We start from the raw sequence: 25,564 nt of genomic DNA on the forward strand, positions 1-25,564 counted from the left end.
AGGCAAGCTCCTCGCGGAATGGTATCTGCCGACCAACGCGGAGTTATCTGTTCCGGCAGAGCGGATTGCCTTGTGGTACAACTATCGCCGGCAGATAGAATCGTTCTTCAAACTGCTCAAGGCAGCGGGGCATCAGTTGGAATGCTGGAACAGGAAACCGGACCGGCGTTATTCAAGCGCGTCCTCATTGCCACGCAGGCGTGCGTACTGGCTTGGCGGCCGATGCGGGAAACCGGTGAACAGACGGTGCGCACGCGGGAGTTTTTGGTGCGTTTATCGGGACGGCAAACGAAGCGAATGCGCCCGATCATCGCGCCCGCTTTGCTGGATGCTCTGTTCAAGCGCTTCAGCCTATGGGGCGTCTTGAATGAATATTCCATTGAGGAATCGCAAGCCTTCGCCGACTTTGCCTTTCCTCGAAGGTTTGAAATTCCAGGAAAGGCGATGGGAGATTTGTCGATACCCATGCCCGGAGGGAGAGGGAAACCGGGCGTGGCGCACGCGTTTGCATGATAGAGGGCGAGGCTTGCGCCATGACCGGTTTGGTTGCGGCGCCAAACTGCTCGCAAGCCGGCTTACGCCTCTCATTTTTTATGCTCGCTGATATCGATACCAAACGAGATCATGCCGACGATTTGACCTTGCTCGAAAACATTATTACTTTGCCAGACGATGTAGCGCTCCCCTCCCGATTTTGTCAGGATAGGGCATTCGAAATGCGTGGGCAGCCCGCCGGCAAGCAATTGGTCGAATTCCGGCCAACTGTCCGCATCGGCATCAAATCCGTTACTATAGATATCAGTCAACCTTCCATCCAGTTTCGTCCAAACCTCCGGGTAAAGTTCTTTCGGAACGATTACTTCGAACCAGTTACGCCCCTCCAGATCCTCTGCCTTGTAACCGGTAATTCTTTCGGCGGCCCGGTTGAAAGTAATAACCCGGCCGCCAATATCAACGCCGATTACAATCGCATTCGCCGTTTGAACCAGGTTTTCCGCGTAATCTTTTGCATCGCGCAAGGCAATCTCCAACAATTTGCTCTTGGTTACATCCGTGCAAAGATAGAGATAGCTCGAAATTTGTCCGCTATCGTCGTACATCGGAGACACGTTCGACTGCTGCCAGAAAAACTGTCCGTTTTTATGACGGTTACCCAGCACCCCGCTCCAGGACCTGCCTGCGTTTAAGCTTCCTTTAATCGCGTTAAACTCTTCATCCGACATTTCCGTAGAAATCAGCTCTCGTTGCGTCTTGCCGTAAGCTTCAGCAAACTGGTAGCCGGTAATACGGCTATAGGACTGATTGGCAAACAACAAAACCCCATGCAAATCGGCAATTAAAATTCCTGTAGGATTCTGCTCCACGGCTTGAGCGAGCCGACTGATCTCGGTCTCGAACAAACGCCGGTTCGTGATATCCGTTACAATGCCGTCCACGATAAACCGGCCGTTTTCCAGGCTGCGCGGACAAGAGCGAACCAGATGAACCCAGCGCCACTCTCCTCCGGCGCTATTCATACGTAAATCCATTTCAAAAGAGGTCAAATCGCGTAGACTTGCCGCCGCAGCCTCGAGATAAACTGACCGTTGAGCACTGTCTATCTGGTCGAGCAGCACCGAGGCGTCATTGATTACATCCTCAGCCTTGACGCCATTAATACGTTCTACACCGGATGAAACGAACAGAAACTTTAAACCTCCATGTTCACAAATGGCTTCATAGAGATAACTATCAAGCAGACTGTCACCCAGGTTTTGCAATCGCTTATCGCTCTCCTGCAAGCCGCATTTCTCCATACCAGGCAATATAGCTTTTAAATCAGTCACTGCACTCTCCTTTCCGGCAACAAAAACACCACCGTCCCGCGATAGTACGGATGCCGACTTACCGCTGCCAAGGCATCCGCGTCGTAATCGCCATGCTCGATCAAACCGATTTTGAACGGCACGGTCAGCTTTCGTTGCGACAGGCGCTGCAGATAGCGCCGGTGACCCTGAATCGGACTCGCGCCTTGATAGGTTTGGAACACCACTTCGCTCACCACTCCCTCCAAGGCGTTCAAATCTTCCAGCCGGCCCTGGCTGGCCCAGTCCATCAGCCCGGTCACGCTCAGCCGGTATTGCGGCGGCAGAGCCGCCCTGACCTGCCGCAGTAGTGCGCCATAGGAACCGAGCCGTGCAGTAGCGGCGTCAAAATCCAGTTGAATGCCCCAAACGCGATTGCCCCTGGCTGCGAACGCCTCGATATCCTGCCGGATTTGCCGTTGCAAACTATCCGGCCATTGCATCACTTCGAGCCGGTAGACCATCACGATCGGATGCGCGGACGCGACAGACGGCGGAAAACCGCGCCGTTGAAAACGTATCGAATCGCCGCGTTGCAACAATTCCCCTTCCAGCAGGTAAAGCGTCCCGGCATCGGGCAATACCCGCGCCAAATGCACGTTCGGGCGCCAGGCCCAGTAGTCAACCGCAGCAACCGGGGCGCTGTCGCGCCAATCCCATATACCCAGGCATGACAACGATATAATCAGCCCGCTTACCAGTAATACTTTTGTTCTTTTGCCCAACGGCTATCCTTGAATTCGGACTTGAGCCGTTTAAACCAGGCCCCGCGCTGTTCCTTGGGTATATTCTGATCGCCGCAATGATTGTTGCCGGACGACGCGAAACAGCTCATGGCGCGATGCAGGGCATAGGCCATATCCTCAGACGCTACCTTGCCGCTCTGATTAATGACATCCATGTAGTAATCGAGGCTGCTGTATATTTTGCGCCCGGATTTATCGCCAAAGGCATCGACCGGCTTATTCTTGAACGGCAAACCGTAGTCGGCAAGATCATGCCAGCGATGACGCGGCTCATCCGAGACATTCTCATCGGCAATCACATCGAGAGAGTAATCCCAATTCTGCGTTCGTGAAAAATCGCCCATGCAGTTGAGCCGTTGCGCCGCCGCCGGAGTTTGCTGTATGGCCGCCAGCAGCTCGCTGAATGACGGACACGCATATTCACCTTTCTGCCCCGCCCACGCCAGCGGCGCCAGCATGTCGCGCGCCAACGCATACCCGCTGGCCGGATGCGCCGACAAAATAGCGGAAGCCGCCTTGAAATCGCGGTGACGGACGAATTGATTCATCAACGTAAAATAGGCCAGCGATCGGCTATGCGACGGCAAATCCTCGCGTTTCAGCAGTGACTCCAGCAGTTCCGGTTTGCCCGCATGGATGAAATAATCCCGGATATCGCTATTGCCGGCAGTGCTATCCCTGGCGTAGATATCATCAAGGCGGCCCTGCTGGCTCCAGGTCAAAGCCAATAGCCATTGCGTCTGAATTTTCTGTCCCGGATGCTCGACCGTTTTCAACAGGGATTGCCAGTGCGCTTCCGCTTCCGGCCAGCGTTGCAACGCCGTCAGCGCCAGCCCGCGCAATGTTCTGCGGCTGTATGCGATATTGGAAAGTTTGCCGGTGGCGGCATCCGCGGCCGTCTGCTGTATCACGCCGTCGTAATCCCCGGCAACCCAATAGCGATGCGCCAGCGCCAGATAAGACCACAAAGCTTCGAGTCCGGCATCGGCGAACTGGCTGCGATGCGCATTGACCGCATCAACGCCGACCAGAGTCTTTTGTTGCAGCGCCCCGTCATCGCCCGGCCGCCAGGAAGCGGTAATGTGCTGCATCGCCAGTAACGGCGCTGACCATAACGCATCGACAGGAGCGTTGACCGGATTGGACTTTGATTCGGTTTCGTTGATAAAGTCAAGCAAGGCCTGACCGGCAACCCCTGGCCTGATCTTCGTCGCCCAGGCCTGATAATCGGCGGTCAAGGCCGCGCCGTCCGCCGACAGCCAGTGTATCTTTCTAAACAAGCCTTTGGCCGAATCGGCATAACGTCCCTGAGGAAACGCCTTAAGATAAGCATTGAAAGCCGAAGCGGCTTTCCCCAAAGCTGTCCGGTCGATAGTCTCGGCATTCAGCTCGCTCCAACCGTCATAGCGCACCTGCGCATGGTTCAGCGCCACGCGTCCAAGCATGTACAGCGAAGTTTCCTGTACCCATCCCGGTTTCGCATCCGCAGACAGCGACTGAAATAACGCCGCAGCCCTGTCGTATTGGCCGGCATAAAAGGCCGCAGCCGCTTCCAGATAGCGCGCGTAAGGTTTAGCCGCATCGGAAACCTGAAGCGGTTTATAAACTTCCAGCGATTTTTCGCACAAGCCGGCAAAACGCAGGCGCTCGCCGGCCAGCAGCGTTTTATCCTGGATCGGCAGGTTACTACTCTGCAGTGATTTCAGCAGGCTGTCTACCGCTTGCGCGTTGTCGGTCAGACAACGGCCAAAATGCTCGCCAGCCAGACGAGCACCGGCCTCCTGAACGCTATTGGCGGCGACGCCCAAACCGGCCGCCAATGAAGCGAAGTCGTTTGGGTTCTGCGTCGCCGGCTCGCCGGCGCCTGGCGCACCGGCAAATTCGTCGTAGTGAAACGGAACGGCCTTGGGCGCGTAATGCACGATACCCTGATCCTCCAGCACCAGCCCCAAATTTCCGCGGCTGTCATTGGCCGGCGTTATAAAGTAGGCGTTGGGATATTCGCCGCACCACAGATCGCAGCCATCGCCGGACGCGTGCGTCTGCTGGGCGGCAAGCGCAAGAAAAAACATCAGAATTTTGCCGGAACGATTCATACGCTTGTCCTTAGATCTCGTAATAAATGAACACAGGGGCTAACAATAGCCGAATCGATCCCGCACAGACAAGTAATACCGGTAATCACGCCGCGGATATCGCCCTGTATTGCAATGGCTCGTTTAATTTGCCTTGAAACCTTGGCGCCGCGACGCTATACTAGCTGTCTGAGTTGATTGGAAGTAAGTCAATCAACAGCCAGTTACTATGGCGAGTCGAGTGGGTTCCCTCGCAATGATACGCTATGAACCCCGCCAGGCCCGGAAGGGAGCAACGGTAGTAGTGGACTCGTGTGCCGGGGTGTGGCTTTCCCGACTTGCCACCCTAAATATACGCCCAGAACGATTCTCCAGCATAGTGGAGCCCATGGTTTATCAGGCACTTGCCCGCAAGTGGCGTCCCCGCAATTTTGACCAGATCGTAGGCCAGGAGCACGTTGTCAAAGCGCTGACCCATGCCTTGCTGACTGGACGCATGCATCACGCCTATCTTTTCACCGGCACACGCGGCGTCGGAAAAACCACGCTTGCGCGCATTCTGGCCAAAGCAATCAACTGCGATAATCTCCACGGCTTCAATCCCTGCGGCGAATGCCTGATCTGCCGGGAAGTCGATGAAGGCCGTTTCGTCGATCTGCTGGAAGTCGACGCCGCCTCGCGGACGCGAGTTGAGGACACGCGGGACTTGCTGGATAACGTTCAGTACGCGCCCAATCAGGGGCGATACAAAGTCTACCTGATCGATGAAGTGCATATGCTGTCCGGCCACAGCTTCAACGCGCTATTGAAAACCCTGGAAGAGCCTCCGCCCCACGTCAAGTTTTTGCTGGCTACGACCGACCCGCAAAAAATTCCGGTTACGGTGCTTTCACGCTGCCTGCAATTCAACCTCAAGCACCTGACTGCGGACCAAATCCGCCATCAAATGAGCATGATCCTGACTGCGGAGCGCATCCCTTTCGAGCAGAACGCGCTGCACGCTCTGGCGCGCACTGCCGACGGCAGCATGCGCGACGGCCTCAGCCTGCTGGATCAGGCCATTGCGCATGGCGGCGGCTGTCTCGACGAAACATCGGTCAACCTGATGCTCGGCACTGTCGCGCGCACCCATGTGTTCGACCTGCTCAACGCCCTGGCAGACGGCGATGCCGCCGGCCTGCTGGCGCGCATCGCCGGCCTAGCGATCATGACCCCCAATTATCTGGATGTCCTGCAAAACCTGCTGACCGTGCTGCACCATGCGGCGCTTGCGCAATGGGCGCCGGAATCGGTACATCACGACGACGATGCCGAACATATTCAGTTGCTGGCTAAGCGGGTCAGCGCCGAAGACCTGCAGCTCTATTACCAGATTGCATTACACGGACAGCGCGATTTGCCTCTCGCCCATAATCCTCGCGGCGGTTTCGAAATGACCATGCTGCGCATGCTGGCGTTCCGTCCGGCGCATGCGCAAAATACGGAAAACGCGCCTGGGCGGCCGGCGCCTTCAAAACCGGCAGCCTCAGCCGCTTTGGGTAAGTCCGCGGCGCTTGTGACGAATACGGTTCATGCCGTACGCGAAACGGCAGCGCCCTCATCGGAAATGGGCAAAACGGACGCGGACGCGCCTGCCCCCGCGTCTCGCCCAGTCGCGTACGACGATTGGGCGCATGCCATACAAGCAATGGAATTGAGCGGTCTGACCCAACAACTGGCGCGGAACTGCACACTTAAAAGCCTGAGCGAAAACCAGATGATACTGGCGCTCGATCCCGGCTTTGCGCATTGCCGGACCCCGTCATTGGAGGCGCAACTTGAGCGCAGGCTCGGCAGTTATTATCAACGCGCGATCAAACTGCAGATCCTTGTCGAACCGCCGCAGCACGACACGCCGGCGACGCAAATAGCCAACCATCAACAAGCACGGCAGCAGGACGCCGAACTGGCCATTGCGGAAGACGGCAATGTCCGGCAGCTTATAGATCGCTTGAACGCCCGCATTATTCCAGGTTCAACCAAACCCATCGCATAGAGAAAACCATATGAAAAATCCACTTGCCAATTTGATGCAGCAAGCTCAAAACATGCAGGAAAACCTGAAGAAAGCCCAGGAAGAACTGGCGGCAACCCAAATTGCGGCAGAATCCGGCGGCGGCCTGATTAAACTGACCCTGAACGGCAAACGTGAAATACTCAACCTGCGCATCGACGACAGCCTGCTCACCGATGACAAGGAAGTGTTGGAAGACCTGATAATCGCCGCGCTAAACGACGGCATGCGTAAAGTCAGTAAATTGAAGGAAGAAAAACTCTCCGGACTTGCGGGCGGCTTCGAACTGCCCGCAGGACTTAAACTGCCGTTCTGAGCGCAGCGGCCCGCCATGCGCAACAGCGGACGGCTGACTCAACTGATACAGGCCCTGCGCTGCCTGCCAGGCGTCGGACCCAAATCAGCGCAACGCATGAGCCTGCATCTGCTGCAGCATAACCGCGAAGGCGCGCGCCTGCTGGCGGAAGCCCTGCTGGGTGCCGTCGAGCATATCGGGCTATGCAGGCTATGCAGGACGCTGACCGAGCATGAAATTTGCCGTTCCTGTTCGGACGGCACACGCGACGACAGCCTGCTCTGCATTGTGGAATCTCCCGCCGAAGTTTTTGCACTGGAACAGTCCACCGGTTTCAAGGGCCGTTTTTTTGTGCTTAACGGGCGCCTCTCTCCGCTGGACGGCATAGGGCCAGAAGAATTGCGGCTGGATTTGCTGGAACAGCGTCTGGCCCAGGGCGTGGTTGAGGAATTGATACTTGCCACCAATACCACGGTTGAAGGCGAAGCGACCGCCCATTTCATTGCGGAAATGGCGAAGCAGCACGGCATCAAGACTTCTCGTATCGCTTATGGCGTGCCTTACGGCGGCGAGCTGGAATATGTCGACGGCACCACGCTCGCACATGCGTTCAACGGGCGCAGACAACTCACGTAATTTTCGACAATGGGAATGGGCAGTTGGTACGGGGAAGACTTGAGTACTGAACGGCCAGAGAGCGGAAGGAATGCATCAAGATCTGTGCAGACAGCAACGACAGCTGTCCAAAAATAACAGTTAAGATAATAATATTGTGTAGTATTTTCGTGCTTTTCGTGTATTCCGTGGACAATAGCAATACCAAATTTAAGGAGCAAAACATCATGTCGGATTGTATTTTTTGCAAAATAGTCGCCGCTGAAATCAAGGCTGATATTGTTTTTGAAAACGAACGGCTGCTGGCGTTCCACGATGTACGACCGCGCGCGCCGGTACATGTGCTGATAATACCGAAACGGCACATTGCGACACTGGACGATTTGAGTGGAGATGATTGCCTGCTGGCGGGCGAACTCGTGCTTGCCGCGCAAAAGGTCGCCCGCCATACCGATATCGCCGAAAAGGGCTTTCGCACGGTGATTAATTGCCGCGCCGATGCAGGACAGGAGGTTTTTCACCTGCATCTGCATGTCATGGGCGGACGTCACCTGCATTGGCCGCCAGGCTAGTCAGGTTGATCACGCCCGAACAATTACAGAAAATCGCTTTCGCATTAAATTTGCCGAAAAAACGGCGATGGAGCATACCCCGGACCGGGCCAAACCTAGGAGCATAGCAAACACAATTCTTGAAGCTGTAACAATCTGATTCTAGAATGTCTGACGATATGCTTGGCGTTTTGAGTGCCGGCACTATTCCATAATTCACCGAGGTTTTTATCAAGATGGCCGAAAAACAGGCTGATGTTCGTATCTGGCGCGACCGTGTCGCTGTAAGTCTGCCAAATGGCCCCGGGACGGACCCGGAGGATATGTTGCGCCGTTACGCGCAACGGGTCATGGCTCTACCGGAAGTTACCCAAATCCGGCTGGCGTCGGATCGGCTGGGAGCCGGTTTCGGCACACTGGAAATACGTTTCAAAACCGGACTGGACAGCCATGGCGAATTTCTGCAACGGCTCAGCCGGGCAAGCACCGGTCAGGGAGATATGCTGCCGGAAACGCAGTTGCCGTTGCGAACCGGAAAAAATCCATTGGCGATATACCGCCACGGCTCGACGCTTTCCAGCTGGAAACTGATACGTCATTACAATGGCCGTGCCAAGTTTTTTCATCCGCAACTGGCCGGCAATTCCACGCTGGCAGTACAGATCGAAACCAGCCTGCGCTCATCGCAACCCGGCGTGGTTCATGAAGTCCACGCCAATCCGTCCACCGGCCATTTACGCATCGCCTACGATGTAAAACGCGCCGGCATCGACAGCCTGATACGGATTCTGGAATCGCCGCTATCCGACGCAAGCGTCGACTTCCCGGTGGTGATTGCCGATCCGATCCGATTCACCACGGTCAATACATCACTGGGATTGGCCACCCTCGGCGTTTTCGCATTCCCACCGGCGACCCCGCTCTGCGCGGGGCTGATCATAGCCGGTAACCTGGGGACCATGCGTAATGCCGTCGCTCAGCTCAGTCGCGGCAAACTGGGAACACCGCTCTGGATGACGGCATTACTGGCCTGTTCGGTTGCCAGCGGGCAGGTTCTGGCGTTTGCAGTCACCGACTGGTGCTGGCACTACTGGGAGCGCCGCTGGCGCAAGGATTTAAGCAGCCAGAGCCGACGCATGCTGGAAAGCGTATTGCCTATACCGCGTGAAATCAGCTTTACCACGTCTGAAGGCATAGAAGTCAGTCGCCCGGTAGCGCTGATAAACCCGGGACAAACGCTTTCCATGGAAAGCGGTGAAATATTGCCGGTGGACGGTCAGATTAAAAGCGGCGTTGCGCTGGTCAACGAGCGCGCCATTACCGGCATATCCGGACTGGTGCGCAAGGAACGCGGCGACCCTGTTTACGCCGGCAGCCATATCTACCATGGCAAGCTGGATATTTCCGTCCAGGCGCAAGGAAGCCGGACGCATGCTGCGCATGTGGCCGGCACGGTTATTGAAACTACCCGTAAGCTGCAAAGCGCTCCCGGCGTGCATCATAAAGCGGTCGAACTTTCGGACCGGGCCGTACCGCCCATCCTGGCGGCCGCGGGCCTGGGACTGGCGACGGGAAGCTTATTTGTAGTCGGCGCAATTCTGCACCAGGACTGGTACAGCGATGCGCATACCGCAGTCCCGCTGGCCACGCTCGAAGACATCGGGCAAGCCCTGAAACAGGGATTGGTGGTGCGCGATCCTGACCTGCTCGGCTACATGGAAAAAATCGATTTTGTCGTGTTACAGGATCAACCGGCATTGCGTGCCTGCGGTCTTAAATTATCCAGTCTGGAAACCTCGCAAACCGAACATGCCTCGCTGCTGCGCAATGTCGCCGGCGCCGCGCTGTACCTGGGCGATGCCCGCACTGCGGCCCTGCTGGCGACCTGCTTCGCGCAGCAACTAACAGTCAAACAACCGAGACTGCTGGATCTGGATAAAGACAGCGTCACCGTAGCAGCAGATACCCAGAATATCACCTTGCGCAATCTACGGCACGCCGGCTCGAAACCGCCTTCGCTCGCCGTCGACATCGACGGCCAAAACATTGCCACGCTGCACTTCGACACCGAACCTCGTCCACTGGCGGCCAGCGTCGTGCAGGAACTGAGGACCTTGGGTCTGTATGTTTTTCTGGTTTCAGAAGACTCGGAAGCCCGGACAGCGCAACTCGCGCAACAATTAGGCGTTGACGGTCATAGCGGAGAGCTGAACCATCAACAAACCCTGCTTTTTTTAAGCGGTTTGCAACGTCGCGGCAAAAAACCGCTGTACATCGGACATGGCCCGCAGACAGCCGATATTCTCGAAGTCACGCACGCCAGCGTAAGCCTGGTTGAAGCGGCTCAACTGAAAGACGATGCTTCTTCCGGCAGTCTGTTGGGCAACGAGCTGGTTCCGCTAATCGAGTTGTTCAATCTGGATCGCAACAGTGGACAGCGCCTGAAAAAAACCTTCCGTTCGGGAATGCTGTTCAATCTGTTATGCGTCGCAGGAGGCTTTGGCGGCGTTTTGAACGGTCTGACCTCCGGCATCCTGGGAAATCTTTCGGTAGTGCAGGTCCGTCAGCAGGCGTTGCGAAATCTGCAGCAAAAATTTCCAAACTCACTGTAAATATCGGTGGATTAGGGTAGAATGCATCGGCATTTCCTGCAGCGTTCGATATGCTCTGGGTTTTTTCTTGAGCCTAATTAATTACCCCGGGAGATACCGTCCGGCGATGTGTGCAGGTCCGCCCCTGAGCGGAAAGTCTGATTCGCCTTTCGTGTCTCCCACCTGAACCATCGGTTCAAGGGCGAAGGAGCATAACGGCGCATGCGGGAATGCCTCCCACTCATCAAACCGGCAAACAGGTTACGATTTCAAGCCTGCTACCCCGAAAATACCGGTAGAACAAGGAATCCGGTTCCATGCCGTACTCCGATCACAAGGCCGCAATGAATTTCTGGCTTATGAAAACCGAACCCGGCGCCTTCAGCCTGGACGACTTGATCAGCCGCCCCGGACAAATCGAGCCGTGGGATGGCGTAAGAAACTATCAGGCGCGCAACATGATGCGCGATCAAATGAAGGTTGGAGACCCGGTGTTTTTCTACCATTCCAACTGCGAGATACCCGGCATCGCCGGAATCGTGCGCATCGCACGAGAGGCCTACCCGGACCACACCGCCTTCGACCCTGTGCATAAACACTACGACCCCGGCAGTTCTCCGGAAAATCCGCGCTGGCTGATGGTGGACGTACAATTTGTGCGCCGGTTGCAACGCATAATTTCACTGGCGGAACTCAAAACGCACGCAAGCGCGCTGGACGGCTTTGCATTGCTGCGGAAAGGCAACCGCTTATCGGTAATGGCGGTCGACGCCCGACATTGGGCGTTTATCGAAGCTTTAGAAACCATAACGCAGCGCGGTTGATTATCGAACGGCGCAATTACTTGCAGTCAAGACGGATGGAGCGCCGCTTTGATCCTAATGCTTTTTATCGGATACGATCGGTTAACTGTCAAAGTGTACGAATTCAGCGTCGTCAATGGCATGTGATGCGGTGCCGCACCCCTTCTGGGCATTATTGACCAGACTTTTCGGCTCCATATGGCGTTTGCTGCCAATCCCGGTTTGCCGCCCTTTATTGAGGTCCACGGTGAAGAAACCTATCAGTTCATTTAACTGTTCGGCCTGCGCGCTCATTTCTTCCGCTGTCGCCGCGAGTTCTTCGGCAGCGCTTGCGCTTAACTGCGTGTTCTGATTCAAGTGAGACACCGCATCGTTGATTTGATTTGCTCCAGCCGTTTGCTCGTCACATGCGGATGCGATTTCCTGTACCAGATCGGAAGTTTTGGCAATGCTCGGCACGATTTCGTTCAGCAAGCATCCGGCCTTTTCCGCCATCTCCACGCTACTGATAGCCAGTGCGCCGATTTCCTGCGAAGCTACCTGGCTGCGCTCCGCCAGTTTGCGTACTTCCGCGGCAACCACGGCAAAGCCTTTGCCGTGTTCACCGGCGCGCGCCGCTTCGATGGCTGCGTTAAGCGCAAGCAGGTTGGTTTGATAAGCAATTTCATCAATGATGTTAATCTTGCCGGCGATGGTTTTCATCGCTGCAACAGTTGCCGTAACGGCTCCGCCGCCTTCTTCCGCCTCCTTGGCGGCCTTGTTGGCAATGCCGTCGGTAACTTTGGCGTTTTCTGCATTCTGCATCACCGATGAGCTCATTTGCTCCATTGAACTGCTGGTTTGCTCGACGCTCGCGGCCTGCTCGCTCGCGCCTCTCGCCAGGCTTTGCGCCGTCTCGCTAACCTGTTCGGATGCCTGCGACAGCGCATCCGTCGCCTCGCCTACCTGGGAAATGGTCTGCCTCAAGTTATCCACCATGCGTTTCATCGCCGCCATGGCGCTGACCGTATCGCCTGCACGCACGTTAATATCCTGAGTCAAATCGCCGGCAGCCACTTTAGTGGCCAATTCCTGCATCAACGCCGGTTCGCCGCCCAATGCGCGCGTCAGATTGCGTACAATCAGCCAGCCCATGACGCTAATCATTAACAGAGCCAGTGCCGCGATTATAACAAATAATTTGACGGCATAGCTTTTAGCGGCAACGGCGTCAGCGGCGCCTTTATTGCCCAATTCTACGTTGTAGTTCATGTGATCGTTTACAACCGCCCCCAACTTATCGGCAAGAGGGATGTTCTTCGCGATCAGATCGCGCGCCTTGTCGTTATGGTTCTGACGCGACTCGGACAGGATAGGCTCTATATCCGATTCGTACTGCGTAAACAACGTCTTTTCCAGATCCAGCAATTTTTTGTCCTTGTCGTCGCTAATCAGCGGCTCGTAATTTTTCAACGCATTTTTAACGCCCTGGATATTATCTTTGAGCGCAGTTTCGATTTCCGCCATCTTGGATTCGTCGGTGTTCAGAACATGGCGGTTCAGGCCGATGCGCGTACGCAGGATATGCCTGCGCAAGTCGTCTATCACCACCAGCGAGGGCACCGTGTTGATGTTGGCGTAATTGGCGGAGGTAAAAACCGTCTCAATCTGGTTATAGCCCACCCAAACCAATCCGGCTAGACCCAGGACGGAGGAAAAAATCAGCAGATACAAGCGTTGCGCAACAGTCATGGCTTAACTCCCGTAAGGATTAAATCAACAAATTTCGAGGATTAAAAGAATTCCACCTGTCAGAAAATGCGCACTGCCGGGTGGAATAATGAAAACAACCGCAACATGCCGCGCTATTATTTGTTCGCAACAATAACCGTCAAGGCATTTTAAGCGGGGACCATTCGCTTGCATATACCCAAACGGGTTATGCAATCTGCCCGATTCCCTCCCGACAGAAAAACCGAAGAAACATATACCCGTCGTTCCGGCAGAGCCTGTCCCGGACTTGATCCGGGGGGACGCCGGACCCCGGGGCTTCGGATAATGTCCTTGTCGGCTGGATACCGGCAATCCATGCCGGCATCAGTTACCATTAAAATCAATGCATTAAAGGTAACTCTGAAGAAGACGATAACGAACAGATTGCCCGCAGCCATCGCGCCGGTACCGCCAAGGGTCAAACAGCCGCCTGCAAAACTGGTTTGATCGAACTCGGTGGTAGTTTGCCGTATGTTTAGCTTTCATAATATTTTGGAAACCGTAACACAAACCATTCAAAAGCGAACAAACTCACCTTCGTCGAAAACTGCGGCAGTCCGGCATGCCTTTTTGACGGCGGGACGCGGGCCATGCGCCTTGCGCGTGCTTTTACCAGGCTGAACTGCGCTATTTCTTTGCACCATTTCCCCCCTCAACTTGAAAAAACGCATCAAATCCTGCAGCTGCTCGGCTTGACCGTTCATTTCTTCCGCAGTCGCCGCCAATTGTTCGGATGCGCTGGCGCTTTGCTGAGTAATCTGGTTAAGGTGGGTGACGGCATTGTTGATCTGGTTGATGCCGGTGGTTTGCTCCTCCGAGGCCGAAGCGATCTCCTGTACCAGCTCGGAGGTCTTGGCGATGCTCGGCACAATGTGATTGAGCAGCGTTCCGGCCTTTTCCGCCAGATCGACGCTGCTTCCCGCCAGCGTGCCGATTTCCTGCGCGGCGATCTGGCTGCGTTCGGCCAGTTTGCGCACTTCCGCCGCAACCACGGCAAACCCCTTGCCGTGCTCGCCGGCGCGCGCAGCTTCAATGGCGGCGTTAAGCGCCAGCAAATTGGTTTGATAGGCGATTTCGTCGATGATGCCGATTTTGTGAGCAATACTTTTCATCGCATCCATCGTTTGCGTGACGGCGCAGCCGCCTTCGCTCGCTTCCTGGGCGGCTTTGGTGGCCATCGCATCGGTAACCCGCGCATTTTCCGCGTTTTGTAAAACGGACGCGCTGGTTTGCTCCACCGCCTCGCTGGTCTGCTCGACGCTGGCCGCCTGCTCGCTCGCGCTCTGCGACAAGGCCAGAGCAGTGCCGCTGATCTCTCCGGCGGCTTGCGACAATGCCAAGATTGTCTCTCCGACCTGGGCGATAGTGTGGTGCAAATTATCCACCATGCGCTTGATCGCCGCCAGCGAACTTACGGTATCGCCGGCGCGCAGTTCGATATTAAGCGTCAGATCGCCTGCAGCCACCGCGTCCGCAACCTGTTGCACCCGTGCCGGGTCGCCGCCCAGTTGACGGAAAATCTCGCGCGCCAGCGCCCATACAACCAAAATGCTGGCCAGCACGGCGAACACGCCGAGCGCGTCCATCCAGTTTCGCGCCGTGATGTAATTGCGTTGCGCACCGGCGGTCAGAGCGCTCATCTGCGCCGCCTGATACTGGGCCATGTCGTTCAACGCCGCAACGAAAACGTTATTGGCCGGCGCAAACGTTTTCAGCAGAAACTCCATGCCCTGTTCCCGCGCATCTTTGTCGCGCGCGATCTCAAAGGTTTTTTCGTAAAGCGGCGCTACCCCGACACTGTCATCGATCAATACCTTGTACAGCCGGCGCGCTTCTTCCGTATTCAGCAAATGCTCGAGCTCCTCCATGTCTTTTCCGTTCAGATCACGGTTTACCTGTATTTTTCTCAACGCCGCTTCGAAATCAGCCGGATCACTGACCATGAACAGCCCTCGCAATTGCCGGCCGTTATCGAACGTGCGCAGCGCTATATTGTTCACAATCGCTATTTGCGGATAGGCTTCCAGCGTGATCGCGCGAGTGATGCTATTCATGCCGGACAAGCTATAAAGCCCTTGGCCTATAATCAACGCTGTAAACAGCAGCACCGTTCCGAACGACAGCAACAGTTTGCTTAGTAAACTCATATGCTTCAACATCGCACTCACTCCTTTTTAAAAGGCTAACGGCATAGAAGTTTTCTGTACCGCGCCTCATTGGATCTTTCGATCAATAGGCGTATGTTGAACGCATTCGGAGTGGCGCGCTATAGGGCGCGGCTGAATTAACATGCGCTGAGAACCTGGCCGATTGGAAGGATTTCCCTACGAATGGTATGGACTAGCGCCGGGACGGCGAAGAGGCCGCATTGTGGAGTGGCGGGAGAGGGGGGAATAGCAGGCAATTAACAGGCGCGGGTGCGAGGGCCACTCACTGTCTGACCCAATCTATAGCCTGAGTTTTGCAGCACGGGAAACCCGTCACCAAGCAAAAAAGCCTGTTTTTTTACTTTTTGAAGTCAGTACAGGCGCATACTTTCCAAAATACCAGATAATTCCTGTACCAAATGCCGATCAAACAGGGAATAAAATTTTAGATCACGATAGGGCCAGGAATTACCCCCGCTCCCGCACAGTTCCAGGCGAGCGCCATCACCACACCAGGTTCTGTTGAGGTTGCAAGGAAAAACAGAACCGTTATATCAATGAGTTATGATGGATAACAAAAGAGAACCTCGTCAGTGCCATCGTGGAAACCGGAGTCAAGAGCCATGCAACTAGAAACGCACGAATCCGCTTTCATCTAAATCCCGTGGGTCAGCAACGCGCGCCGTATGCTTGTTTTTGCCAGCTCGGCTTTGTGCTTGCAGCGCATGACCGCTCCGCGTCGCTTCAGACGTCGCGCCATGATGATGCACGGTGAAAAAACTCATCAGCCCCTGCAGCTGTTCGGCCTGTCCGCTCATTTCTTCAGCGGTCGCCGCCAGTTGTTCGGAAGCGCTGGCGCTCTGCTGGGTAATCTGATTAAGCTGCTCCATCGCGTTGTTGATCTGATTGACGCCGGAAGTTTGTTCATCCGAAGCAGCGGCGATTTCCTGCACCAGATCCGAAGTTTTAGCGATACTCGGCACGATTTCGCTCAGCAAATGTCCGGCCTTTTCCGCCATTTCCACGCTGCTGCCGGCCAGCTCGCCGATCTCCTGCGCCGCCACCTGGCTGCGTTCCGCCAGTTTCCGCACTTCCGCCGCAACCACGGCGAAACCTTTGCCGTGCTCTCCGGCCCGCGCGGCTTCTATAGCGGCATTCAGCGCCAGCAGGTTGGTCTGATAGGCGATGTCGTCGATAATGTGGATTTTACCGGCTATGCTTTTCATCGCCGCAACGGTCAATGTCACCGCTGCGCCGCCTTCTTCCGCTTCCTTGGCGGTCTTGGCGGCCATGCCGTCGGTCACTTTGGCGTTTTCAGCGTTTTGCACCACCGAAGCGCTCATTTGTTCGACCGCAGCGCTGGTTTCTTCCACACTCGCCGCCTGTTCGCTGGCGCCTTGCGACAGACTCTGCGCGGTAGCGCTGACTTCGCCGGTCGCTTCCGATAACGCTTCGGTCGCTTCCATCACCTGGGAAATGGTATGCGCCAGCTTGTCCACGGTATTGTTGACGCTATCCTTGAACGTCTTGAGCTGCCCCTTGTATTCACCTTTGACCGATTGAGTGAGATCGCCTTGTTCCAGTTCGGCAAGCACAGCCACCGCCTCGTTGACCGGCAGGATGATGCCGTCCAGAGTCTGGTTGATGCCACTGACCAGCTGGTTCCAGCCGCCCTGAAACAGTTCGGCGTTGGCGCGTTTATCCAGTTCGCCATTCGCCGCGCCCTGGATCAGAATGCCGGTCTGCGTCAGCAGGCCGTTCGCGGTTTTTATCAGGCCGTTGAGGTTGTCGCGGATGACGCGATATTCGCCCTTGTAATCGGTGGTAATGGCCGGAGGGATATCGCCTTTGGCGATCTGATCAATGTAGCCGGAAGTGACTTTCAATGGTTCGGCGATATTGATCACGGTATCATTTACGCCGGTCACCAGTTTTTTCCACCCCCCCGAAAACAGTTCGGCGTTGGCGCGTTTATTCAACTCGCCATCGGCCGCGCCCTGAATCAGGATAGCGGTCTGCGTCAGCAAGCCGTTCGCGGTTTTTATCAGGCCGTTGAGGTTGTCGCGAATGACCAGGTATTCGCCCTTGTAGTCGGTGGTAATGGCCGGCGGGATATCGCCTTTGGCTATCCGGTCGATATAGCCGGATGTGACCTTGAGCGGTTCGGAAATGTTGGTCACCGTGCCGTTTACGCCCTGCACCAGCTTGCGGAAATCGCCCTGGTATTTGTTTGCATCGGCCCGTTTATCAAGATTACCGGCCGCAGCCGCGTTGATAAGTTCATCGGTGTCGGCCAGCACCCGCTTCAAGGTATCCGCCATGTTTTTCATTGCGGCCATCAGGCTGCCGGTGTCGCCCGCCTTGATCGCTATTGCGACGTTCAGATCGCCTGCCGCAATTCTGTTCGCTATTTCCGTCGCTTGCGCAGGCTCGCCACCCAACTGACCGAAAATAGAGCGCGTCAGCACCCATGTGATCCCTATACTGACCAGCAACGCGACGACACCGAATAGACCCATCCAGTTACGCGCCGACAGATATTTTTGCTCTGCGCCGGCCGTCAACGCGCGCATCTGCTCTGCTTCATACTGGCTCATGTCCTTCAAGGCAGCGACGAAAGCGTTATTGGCCGGTGCAAAGGTTTTCAGCAAAAACTCGATACCCTGATCGCGCTGGGTCTTATCGCGCGCCAATGCAAAAACACGCTCGTAAAGCGCCACCATTTCAGCACGGCGATCACTGACGGCCTTGAACAGGCGGCGCGCCTCATCCGAGCTCAGCAAGCTGCCCAGTTTTTCCATATCCTTGGCGTTAAGATCTCTATTTTCCTCCGCTTTTTTTATCGATTTGTCTAACTCGGCAGGATCTGTGGTCAGGAACAGATTGCGTAACTGTCGTCCATTATCGAATGTGCGTATCGAAACGATATCCAGAGCCGCCACCTGCGGAAAGGCTTCCTGCGTAATAACGCGAGTGGTGTTGTTCATGGCCGACAGATTATAGAATGCTATACCCAAAATCAGTGCGGTAAACAGTAAAACCGTTCCGAACGACAGCAATAACTTGGTTATCAGACTCGTGTTCTTCAGCATAAAGATTCCTCGACAGGGGGATAACGTAGACTAAAAAACCAGAGCCGTATGCAACTCGATACCGGCGGTGGTGAATGAGTTGAAACAGACTAATATCGCCAAAGCATCAGCGCCGTACGCTTGATGCCGGGCAAAGCCTGAGTCGGACGGAAGATAGCCCGGCACAGGAAACAAGCGTGAGCGGCAATTAAAAATCATTTTCATGGCAACGCCGCCTGTGGGCAACACTAAATACCGTACCTTCCAATATGTGTCGCTGCAGAACTTGCTCTACAACAGCATTATTCCGCATTGTAAGCGAGGTTTATACTACCAGATATAACCCATATAGGAGTATCTCCGCTGTAGACGACCATGTTTGTTCCGCTAACGTTGTATATCAATGCAGGAGCGGGGTTTAGCCCGCGAAAGAGGGCGACCGCGGGCTAAACCCCGCTCCTGCAAAGTTGTTTCATTCGAGGATTACATCGCACAGTCGCTTTCCATGATGCGTTTTCCGTAGAGTGCTTTCGAGCTGAACAGTTAGCTGTAATTAAAGCAGAACTCCGCCGGCCCCGCCGAACAAGCGCTGATAATTGGATGTCGTCTCTTCCGCCACCTGCTGAGGTGAAACATCACGCACCTGGGCGAGACATTCCGCCACCTGCCGCACGTAGTAGGGATAGTTCGGCTTGCCTCTATGCGGCAGCGGCGCCAGGTAAGGCGAATCGGTTTCCACCAGATAACGGTCCGATGGCACCCAGCGCGCCACTTCCCGTATCTGCTCCGCATTCCTGAAGGTAATAATACCGGAAAAGGATATATAAAAATTCAGATCCAGCGCCGCGCGCGCGGTTTCGCTATCTTCGGTGAAACAATGCAGCACACCGCCGACTGCTTCGGCACCCTCCTCCCTGAGTATGCGCAAGGTGTCTTGCCTCGCTTCGCGCGTATGTATAATCAACGGCTTTCCGCATGCCAAAGCCGCACGAATATGTGTTCTAAAGCGTTCTTGCTGCCATGCGGGATCGCCCTCGCTACGAAAATAATCCAGCCCGGTTTCGCCTATGGCGACGACTTTTGGGTGCTGCGCCAACGTTAACAGCGTATCTGCATCGGGTTCGCGGCATTCGGTTTCATTGGGATGCACCCCGACCGACACCGAAATATCCGTATAGTTCTCTACCAATTCCAGCATCGGCCGGTACGCTTCGAGGCTTATCGATACGCATAGCATGTGCCGTATGCCATGAGCGCGGGTTGCGGTAACAAATCGCTCGAAACTGCGTTCGTAAGGAGTCAGATCAAGGCGATCCAGGTGGCAGTGCGAATCTATGAGCATATTGAGTCGATTATTTAATATCCGGAATAATTATTCAGTCAACCAGGTTGGTGCCGGGGTAAGGCTGTCGAGACACGCCGAGAAGGGAGTCGGTTTGTAACCACGCTGCAAGTCCGTCCCTTCGGCTACGCTCAGAACAAGCCATGGCAGCTCGGCTGTGGCTTTGCAGACCCGCTACCGGTCGCGCCTGACTTGCCTCGCATCCTCTCCAACCGCTACGCTGAGTCGTTACGACTACATTGTAAAAGTCGTTGTCACGTCAGAAATTGAGGGGGCCAGACGCTGTAAACTTTCTTCGATACGGCGCCGGGTTTGTCCGTTATCCCGCTCGCTGAACTGTATTCCCCAACCTGCGGGCATACCGTTATCGGCGCCGGAACGGCTCAGCCAGACTATATGCCCCAATACCCTGATCGGCTGTGCCGCATCCGGCAGCGTAACGGCCAGCACCAGCCATTCGCCCAGCCGCGCTTCATTCTGCGTAGGCACGAATAAGCCGCCGTTTTTTACGAAAGGCATCCACGCCTGTGCCAGCATTTTGCCATCAGGAATGGTGATATCAATTTTTCTTTCAGGAACAACGTGATTATAAGTCATGAAAAATTTACATCATTTCTGAACAGTTTATCCCGGGCAAGGGAAGCCACTTTATTCAAGGACGCTCAGGGAGCCTTGCGCCGAGTATAAGCGCTTCTTCCAAAACCAATTGGCGGTTGGCCTGTCCGGTCAAGGATAGCAATGCGCCTCCCAGATATTCATAGAACCGGAACAAAGCTTTCAAATTCAAGCCCGACGACAAAGCACTCAGCTCATGAATTAAATCGGAGTTGTCGATAACAGCGGAATCGGCAGCCATGGACAAGCGCACCAGATCGGCAACCCAGCTTCTCAGCCATTCCAACAAGGTTTCACACGGCGTTTTTTGCCACTGTTCCGCGCATTGCAGCGGATCGGCTTTTTTTAGCAGCACGGCCTGCCATGCCTTGAAAAAACGCAAACGCAACCCGGGCAATTCGCTCCCCGCCAATTCCAGCGCGCGTAACGGAGCACCTCCTGCCATGGCGATCAGCATATCGGATTCGCCTGGATTCGCAAGCCTCGGCTTCAACCAATCCGCCGTTTGCTTATGACCGGGGTTGTCAACAGTCAGCGATTGGCATCGGCTGCGTATAGTCGCCTGCAGCGAGGCGGGGATATGCGTCAACAGCAGCAACATCGTGCGCGCATCAGGCTCTTCCAGCGTTTTCAACAGGCCGTTCGCTGCAGCGCGATTCAGTTTATCTGCGGGAGCGATAGTCACGACCCGATGAGCTCCATACTGCGGTTTCAACGACAGCGTGGCAATCAAGGCGCGCACCTGGTCTATCAGTATGGATTTACCCGGCTCCTCGGGAACAAGCATTATTGCGTCCGGGTGATTGCCCGCGTCGAATAACTTGCAGGATGAACAAATTCCGCAGGCCTGATCGCCGACAGGCTGATGGCATAGCAAGCGGCGCGTAAAAAAATGCGCCAGAATACCGGTGCCTGCGTCTAAAGGACCGGTCAACAACAAGGCTTGCGGCAGGACTCCGCTTTGCAGATAACGTCCCAGCTGCCGCCAGGGCGGAAGCAGCCACGGTAGTTCATCAAGTTTAAAATCAAGGCTGCTGCTTGTCATGATGCGTTCAGGACATGGCCTGGAATAACTTTCCCGTTCGTGGGCGTGTAGCGCCGCGAATGCGGCTGGAAGGGCCCTTCGACACCACTCAGGAGAGCCTTGTCGAACCATGAACGGCCTTTCGATTGATTCAGGGCAAACGGGGTGGGTGGTTGATTCGGGAAGTTATTTTTTACCATATCCTTAACGTCCCACCGGGTCGCGGTTAAATTATCGTCTTAAGTGCGGCTGCGATCTGCTGCTGCACGCCCTCCAGAGGCAGAGTCGCATCAATGATCCTTATACGCCCCAGGCTCTGCGCCGCGCGCTGCAAATAAGCCGTGCGCACGTTCTCAAAAAAAGCATGATTTTCCGACTCCATACGATCTATCTTCTGACGCCGACGAGCACGCGCCATGCCAACCTCAACCGGTGCGTCCAGCAGCAAGGTCAAATCCGGTTGCAACCCCTGCAACACGCGCTGCTCCAAAGCGGCGATAAATTCCGTCTCAATGCCGCGCCCTCCTCCCTGATAGGCATAGCTGGCGTCGCAAAAGCGGTCGCTCACCACCCAGACGCCTTTATTCAGCGCGGGCAGAATCACTCGCGAAATATGCTCCGCGCGCGCGGCAAACATCAACAATAACTCGGTCAGCGGAGTCAGCGCTTCATCCCCCAGAAAAAGCGCGCGCACTTTTTCTCCGGCCTCGGTTCCGCCGGGTTCGCGTGTAGTCACCGCGCGTATGCCCTGCTGGTTCAACCAGTTCTGAACAAAGGCCAGATTGCTCGATTTTCCAACACCCTCACCGCCTTCCAGGGTAATAAACCTGGCTCTGTTCCGATTGTTTGTGTTAGTCATGTTGGTTCAATTGATACTGTTCTACCGCCTGTTGATGCGCTTCCAGCGTATCCGAAAATAGATGAGTGCCGTTGCCGCGCGACACGAAATACAGACTAATCCCGGCAGCGGGATGAACCGCTGCATGCAGGGATTCTCGTCCCGGCATGGCAATAGGCGTGGGCGGCAAACCGTCATGCACGTAAGTATTGTAGGGCGTATCCTGTATTAAATCCTGTTTACGGATATTACCCTGATAAGCGGCGCCCATGCCGTATATCACCGTTGGATCGGTTTGCAGCCTCATGCCCAGCAACAGTCTGCGCGTAAACACGCCGGCGATCTGTTCGCGTTCATAGGCGGCAGCGGTTTCCTTTTCAATCAGAGAGGCCATAATCAGTGCTTTGTAGGGACTGAACAGTGGAATATCGATGTCGCGTTGCTGCCATTCGCGATCCAGCATCATATTCATTCTGCGCCAGGCCCGTTTAAGCACATCCAGGTCGCTCATTCCCGGCGCACAGTAGTAAGTATCGGGATAAAAGCGCCCTTCCGGAGCTTCCTGCGCCGCCCCTACCAGGGTCATGATTTCATCGTCGCCTTTTCCGGCAAGTCCATGCGTTAATTGATGCGTGTTCTGCACCGCATCGAGAAACTGGCGGAAAGTCCAGCCTTCAATCAGGGTAACCTTGCAGGATGTCGCTTTCCCTTGAACCAATAACGAGGATAACTCCCGGTAAGTCATGGTATCGGCCAGCGTATAACTGCCGTACTTGAGGGACCTGTATTGACCGCTCAAAAACAGTTGCGCTGTAAATCCGACAGGATTCGCGACCACGCCTTGCCGGAAAAGATGAGCTGCAACAGTAACGACATCTTCGCCCTGACGGATTTGAAAAACGGATGGATGCTGTTCTTGCAGCGGCTCATCCAGTTTTTGATAATAATCCGCTACCAATATGACAATAGATAACGTCAAAACCGTCAATGCGACAAAAACCAACCATCTCATGCACGAATCCGCTCAGTCATCAGAATCGCCATTCCGGCATGCTATCCAGCAGCAGCCGCGTTACCGGCCAGGAATCATAGCGGCGCGATTCGAAGCAGCGCACCGGCCATATAGGAAACAGGCTGTTGGTTAAAAAAACTTCTTCGGCCTGCTGTATGGATTCCACACGCATTCTTGTTTCTTCTACACGCAATCCCATAGCCTGGGCAATATCGATTACATGGGCGCGCATCACGCCCGAAACGCCGCAACGGTCCAACAGCGGCGTCTGCAATAGTTTATCGCGCACCGCAAATATATTACTCATACCCGCCTCTACCACATAATCCTCCACATCCAGCATCAGGATTTCCTGGATATCCGGATCGCTGCAGGCCGAACGCGCAAGAATCTGCTCCAGGCGGTTCATATGCTTGATACCGGCAAGAACGGGGTTGATCGCCAAGTTGATTTCCGATCTGGCAAGCCGGATGCCTGTTTGTCTGTATGCTTCCGGATAATTTGGCAGCGGATGCGTGGTCAGCACCCGCGTTGTAGCGCCGGGCAATGGCGGGCGGTATCCGCGCCCCCCGCTGCCCCGGGTCAACATGATTTTGAGCACGCTATCGGACGACTGCCGGCAGATAGTTTCTATTTCCCTCCTTAAAACATGCTCGTCGGGAAAAGAAATCGATAATCGCGCGCAATCGCGCTGCAAGCGCGCAATGTGCCGCCCCAGCAGAACAGGCTGTTCCCGAATAACCGGCAAGGTGGTAAATATGCCGTCGCCATATTGAAACCCTCGGTCAGTCAGCGCTATTTTGCTTTCGGGGACTCCATTGACAAAGGCAAGATATTGATCGGCCACTCGGATATTCCCACTACGATCTCGTAGATTGGGTTAGCGTACCGTAACCCAACATCCTGTCATCCTCCGCGATCTGCGATCAGACAAAACGCCTGAAAATCAGGGTGCCATTGGTTCCGCCAAAACCGAAGGAATTGGACATGACAACATCCAGACATGCTTGCCGCGCCGTATGCGGCACATAGTCCAGATCGCATTCAGGATCGGGACTATCGAGGTTGATAGTAGGTGGAATGACCTGGTCGCGCAACGCAAGGGCGGAAAAAACCGCTTCGATACCGCCGGCAGCCCCCAGCATGTGCCCCGTCATCGACTTGGTTGAACTGATTGCCGTATTATAAGCGGCATCGCCCAACACGGCCTTGATGGCGCGCGTTTCCGCCAGATCGCCGGCGGCCGTCGAAGTGCCGTGCGCATTGATGTAGTCCAGCTCGTCGGCGTTGATCCTCGCGTCTCTCAAGGCATTGCGCATGCAGCGCGCTGCGCCTTCCCCACTCGCGGGAGGCTGGGTCATATGATAAGCGTCGCCCGCCATCCCGTAACCGATCACTTCCGCATAGATACGCGCCCTGCGTCTGACCGCGTGATCCAGTTCTTCCAGCACCAGCACACCGGCACCGTCGCTTAGTACGAAACCGTCCCGGTCGCGATCCCAGGGGCGGCTGGCGCGAACCGGATCGTCATTGCGGCGGGAAAGTGCGCGCGCCGAAGCAAACCCGCCCAAGGCCGTCGGCGAAGTAGCCATTTCGGCACCGCCCGCAATCATGACATCGGCATCGCCGTACTGAATCAAACGATATGCATCGCCTATGCTGTGGGTTGCGGTTGCGCACGCGGTAACTATCGCGAAATTCGGCCCCTTGAGACCGTGCATGACCGAAAGATTGCCCGATATCATGTTGATGATATTACTGGGTACGAAAAACGGCGATATTTTGCGCGGACCGCCTCTCAGAAAATCGTTGTGTCCGTCTTCTATTCCGGTAATACCGCCAATACCGGAACCAATTACCACGCCGATACGTTCGGCATTTTCTTCGGTGACTTCGATACCCGAATCTTCAAAGGCCTGACAACCCGCAGCTATGCCGTAATGGATAAAGGTATCCATTTTTTTTGCTTCTTTCGTGGTTATATAGGCCGTCGGATCGAAGCCTCTGACTGAACCCCCGAATTGCGTGGCAAACTCGGACACATCGAAATGCGAGATCGGAGCGATACCGCTTTTTCCATTAAGAACGCTATCCCAAGCATCAGGCACATTCAGCCCTACCGGGCAAACAGCCCCCATCCCTGTTATTACAACACGTCGCTTGGTCACAAAGGGAATTCCTGGCAACTTA

At 55.2% G+C, this 25,564-nt stretch carries 21 protein-coding genes and 2 other RNA genes; 9 read left to right on the forward strand and 14 right to left on the reverse strand.

Annotated elements, in window-relative coordinates; genetic code table 11:
* Window positions 1–72: 72 nt before the first annotated feature.
* Complete coding sequence (locus tag F6R98_RS14045) at window positions 73–513, forward strand: hypothetical protein (RefSeq protein WP_153249575.1); 441 nt, start codon at window positions 73–75, stop codon at window positions 511–513.
* Window positions 514–584: 71 nt separating this feature from the next.
* On the opposite strand, the gene F6R98_RS14050 is transcribed toward F6R98_RS14045, so the two are convergent.
* From F6R98_RS14050 to F6R98_RS14060, 3 genes are read right to left on the reverse strand one after another with little or no spacing between them, the layout of a single operon-like run.
* Window positions 585–1,826, reverse strand: a complete 1,242-nt coding sequence (locus tag F6R98_RS14050) for a PAS domain-containing protein (protein WP_153249576.1) — start codon at window positions 1,824–1,826, stop codon at window positions 585–587.
* Entirely contained in the window at window positions 1,823–2,569 is a 747-nt protein-coding gene (locus F6R98_RS14055) for a DUF3142 domain-containing protein (RefSeq protein ID WP_153249577.1), read from the reverse strand. The genes F6R98_RS14050 and F6R98_RS14055 overlap by 4 nt, the downstream gene beginning before the upstream one ends.
* On the reverse strand, window positions 2,539–4,686 hold the full coding sequence (locus F6R98_RS14060) for a tetratricopeptide repeat protein (RefSeq protein ID WP_153249578.1): 2,148 nt from the start codon (window positions 4,684–4,686) through the stop codon (window positions 2,539–2,541). The genes F6R98_RS14055 and F6R98_RS14060 overlap by 31 nt, the downstream gene beginning before the upstream one ends.
* A 219-nt stretch (window positions 4,687–4,905) precedes the next feature.
* On the opposite strand from F6R98_RS14060, the gene ffs reads away from it, so the two are divergent.
* From ffs to F6R98_RS14100, 8 genes are all read left to right on the forward strand, one after another.
* An RNA gene (gene ffs / locus F6R98_RS14065) (signal recognition particle sRNA small type) lies at window positions 4,906–5,002 on the forward strand.
* 51 nt (window positions 5,003–5,053) lie between these two features.
* Window positions 5,054–6,700, forward strand: coding sequence for a DNA polymerase III subunit gamma/tau (gene dnaX / locus F6R98_RS14070; protein ID WP_153249579.1), 1,647 nt, complete (start codon window positions 5,054–5,056; stop codon window positions 6,698–6,700).
* A gap of 10 nt (window positions 6,701–6,710) precedes the next feature.
* Window positions 6,711–7,034 carry a YbaB/EbfC family nucleoid-associated protein gene (locus tag F6R98_RS14075; RefSeq protein WP_153249580.1) on the forward strand — a complete coding sequence of 108 codons (324 nt, stop codon included), beginning with the start codon at window positions 6,711–6,713 and terminating at the stop codon, window positions 7,032–7,034.
* A gap of 15 nt (window positions 7,035–7,049) precedes the next feature.
* Window positions 7,050–7,649 carry a recombination mediator RecR gene (recR, locus tag F6R98_RS14080; protein ID WP_153249581.1) on the forward strand — a complete coding sequence of 200 codons (600 nt, stop codon included), beginning with the start codon at window positions 7,050–7,052 and terminating at the stop codon, window positions 7,647–7,649.
* A gap of 206 nt (window positions 7,650–7,855) precedes the next feature.
* Window positions 7,856–8,200, forward strand: a complete 345-nt coding sequence (locus F6R98_RS14085; protein WP_153249582.1) for a histidine triad nucleotide-binding protein — start codon at window positions 7,856–7,858, stop codon at window positions 8,198–8,200.
* Window positions 8,201–8,415: 215 nt separating this feature from the next.
* Window positions 8,416–10,791, forward strand: coding sequence for a P-type ATPase (locus F6R98_RS14090; protein ID WP_153249583.1), 2,376 nt, complete (start codon window positions 8,416–8,418; stop codon window positions 10,789–10,791).
* Between the two features lie 30 nt (window positions 10,792–10,821).
* A non-coding RNA gene (gene ssrS / locus F6R98_RS14095) (6S RNA) lies at window positions 10,822–11,005 on the forward strand.
* Window positions 11,006–11,114: 109 nt separating this feature from the next.
* Window positions 11,115–11,594 carry an EVE domain-containing protein gene (locus tag F6R98_RS14100; protein WP_153251076.1) on the forward strand — a complete coding sequence of 160 codons (480 nt, stop codon included), beginning with the start codon at window positions 11,115–11,117 and terminating at the stop codon, window positions 11,592–11,594.
* 81 nt (window positions 11,595–11,675) lie between these two features.
* Here the strand turns inward: F6R98_RS14100 and F6R98_RS14105 are convergent, their stop codons facing one another.
* The 11 genes from F6R98_RS14105 to fabF form a co-directional block, all read right to left on the reverse strand.
* Window positions 11,676–13,304 carry a methyl-accepting chemotaxis protein gene (locus F6R98_RS14105; protein ID WP_153249584.1) on the reverse strand — a complete coding sequence of 543 codons (1,629 nt, stop codon included), beginning with the start codon at window positions 13,302–13,304 and terminating at the stop codon, window positions 11,676–11,678.
* A 536-nt stretch (window positions 13,305–13,840) separates the two neighbouring features.
* Window positions 13,841–15,484, reverse strand: coding sequence for a methyl-accepting chemotaxis protein (locus F6R98_RS14110; protein ID WP_153249585.1), 1,644 nt, complete (start codon window positions 15,482–15,484; stop codon window positions 13,841–13,843).
* Between the two features lie 617 nt (window positions 15,485–16,101).
* Window positions 16,102–18,564: a methyl-accepting chemotaxis protein gene (locus F6R98_RS14115; protein ID WP_153249586.1), complete on the reverse strand. Its 2,463-nt coding sequence runs from the start codon at window positions 18,562–18,564 to the stop codon at window positions 16,102–16,104.
* 30 nt (window positions 18,565–18,594) lie between these two features.
* Window positions 18,595–18,768 carry a hypothetical protein gene (locus F6R98_RS14120; protein WP_153249587.1) on the reverse strand — a complete coding sequence of 58 codons (174 nt, stop codon included), beginning with the start codon at window positions 18,766–18,768 and terminating at the stop codon, window positions 18,595–18,597.
* Between the two features lie 328 nt (window positions 18,769–19,096).
* Window positions 19,097–19,885: a TatD family hydrolase gene (locus F6R98_RS14125; protein ID WP_153249588.1), complete on the reverse strand. Its 789-nt coding sequence runs from the start codon at window positions 19,883–19,885 to the stop codon at window positions 19,097–19,099.
* 234 nt (window positions 19,886–20,119) lie between these two features.
* On the reverse strand, window positions 20,120–20,482 hold the full coding sequence (locus F6R98_RS14130; RefSeq protein WP_153249589.1) for a PilZ domain-containing protein: 363 nt from the start codon (window positions 20,480–20,482) through the stop codon (window positions 20,120–20,122).
* Between the two features lie 55 nt (window positions 20,483–20,537).
* Window positions 20,538–21,545: a DNA polymerase III subunit delta' gene (gene holB / locus F6R98_RS14135; protein ID WP_153249590.1), complete on the reverse strand. Its 1,008-nt coding sequence runs from the start codon at window positions 21,543–21,545 to the stop codon at window positions 20,538–20,540.
* Window positions 21,546–21,750: 205 nt separating this feature from the next.
* Window positions 21,751–22,383 carry a dTMP kinase gene (gene tmk, locus F6R98_RS14140; RefSeq protein WP_153249591.1) on the reverse strand — a complete coding sequence of 211 codons (633 nt, stop codon included), beginning with the start codon at window positions 22,381–22,383 and terminating at the stop codon, window positions 21,751–21,753.
* The gene (gene mltG / locus F6R98_RS14145; protein ID WP_153249592.1) at window positions 22,376–23,374 is read right to left on the reverse strand and encodes an endolytic transglycosylase MltG; all 999 of its coding nucleotides are present in this window, start codon (window positions 23,372–23,374) and stop codon (window positions 22,376–22,378) included. Before mltG ends, tmk begins: the two co-directional genes overlap by 8 nt.
* A 19-nt stretch (window positions 23,375–23,393) precedes the next feature.
* Window positions 23,394–24,221, reverse strand: coding sequence for an aminodeoxychorismate lyase (gene pabC / locus F6R98_RS14150; RefSeq protein ID WP_194269949.1), 828 nt, complete (start codon window positions 24,219–24,221; stop codon window positions 23,394–23,396).
* A gap of 79 nt (window positions 24,222–24,300) precedes the next feature.
* Window positions 24,301–25,542 (reverse strand): beta-ketoacyl-ACP synthase II, encoded by a 1,242-nt coding sequence (gene fabF, locus F6R98_RS14155; RefSeq protein ID WP_153249594.1) that lies wholly within the window; start codon window positions 25,540–25,542, stop codon window positions 24,301–24,303.
* Window positions 25,543–25,564 lie beyond the last annotated feature (22 nt).

The sequence above is a fragment of the Candidatus Methylospira mobilis genome (assembly GCF_009498235.1).
Classification (GTDB): domain Bacteria; phylum Pseudomonadota; class Gammaproteobacteria; order Methylococcales; family Methylococcaceae; genus Methylospira; species Methylospira mobilis.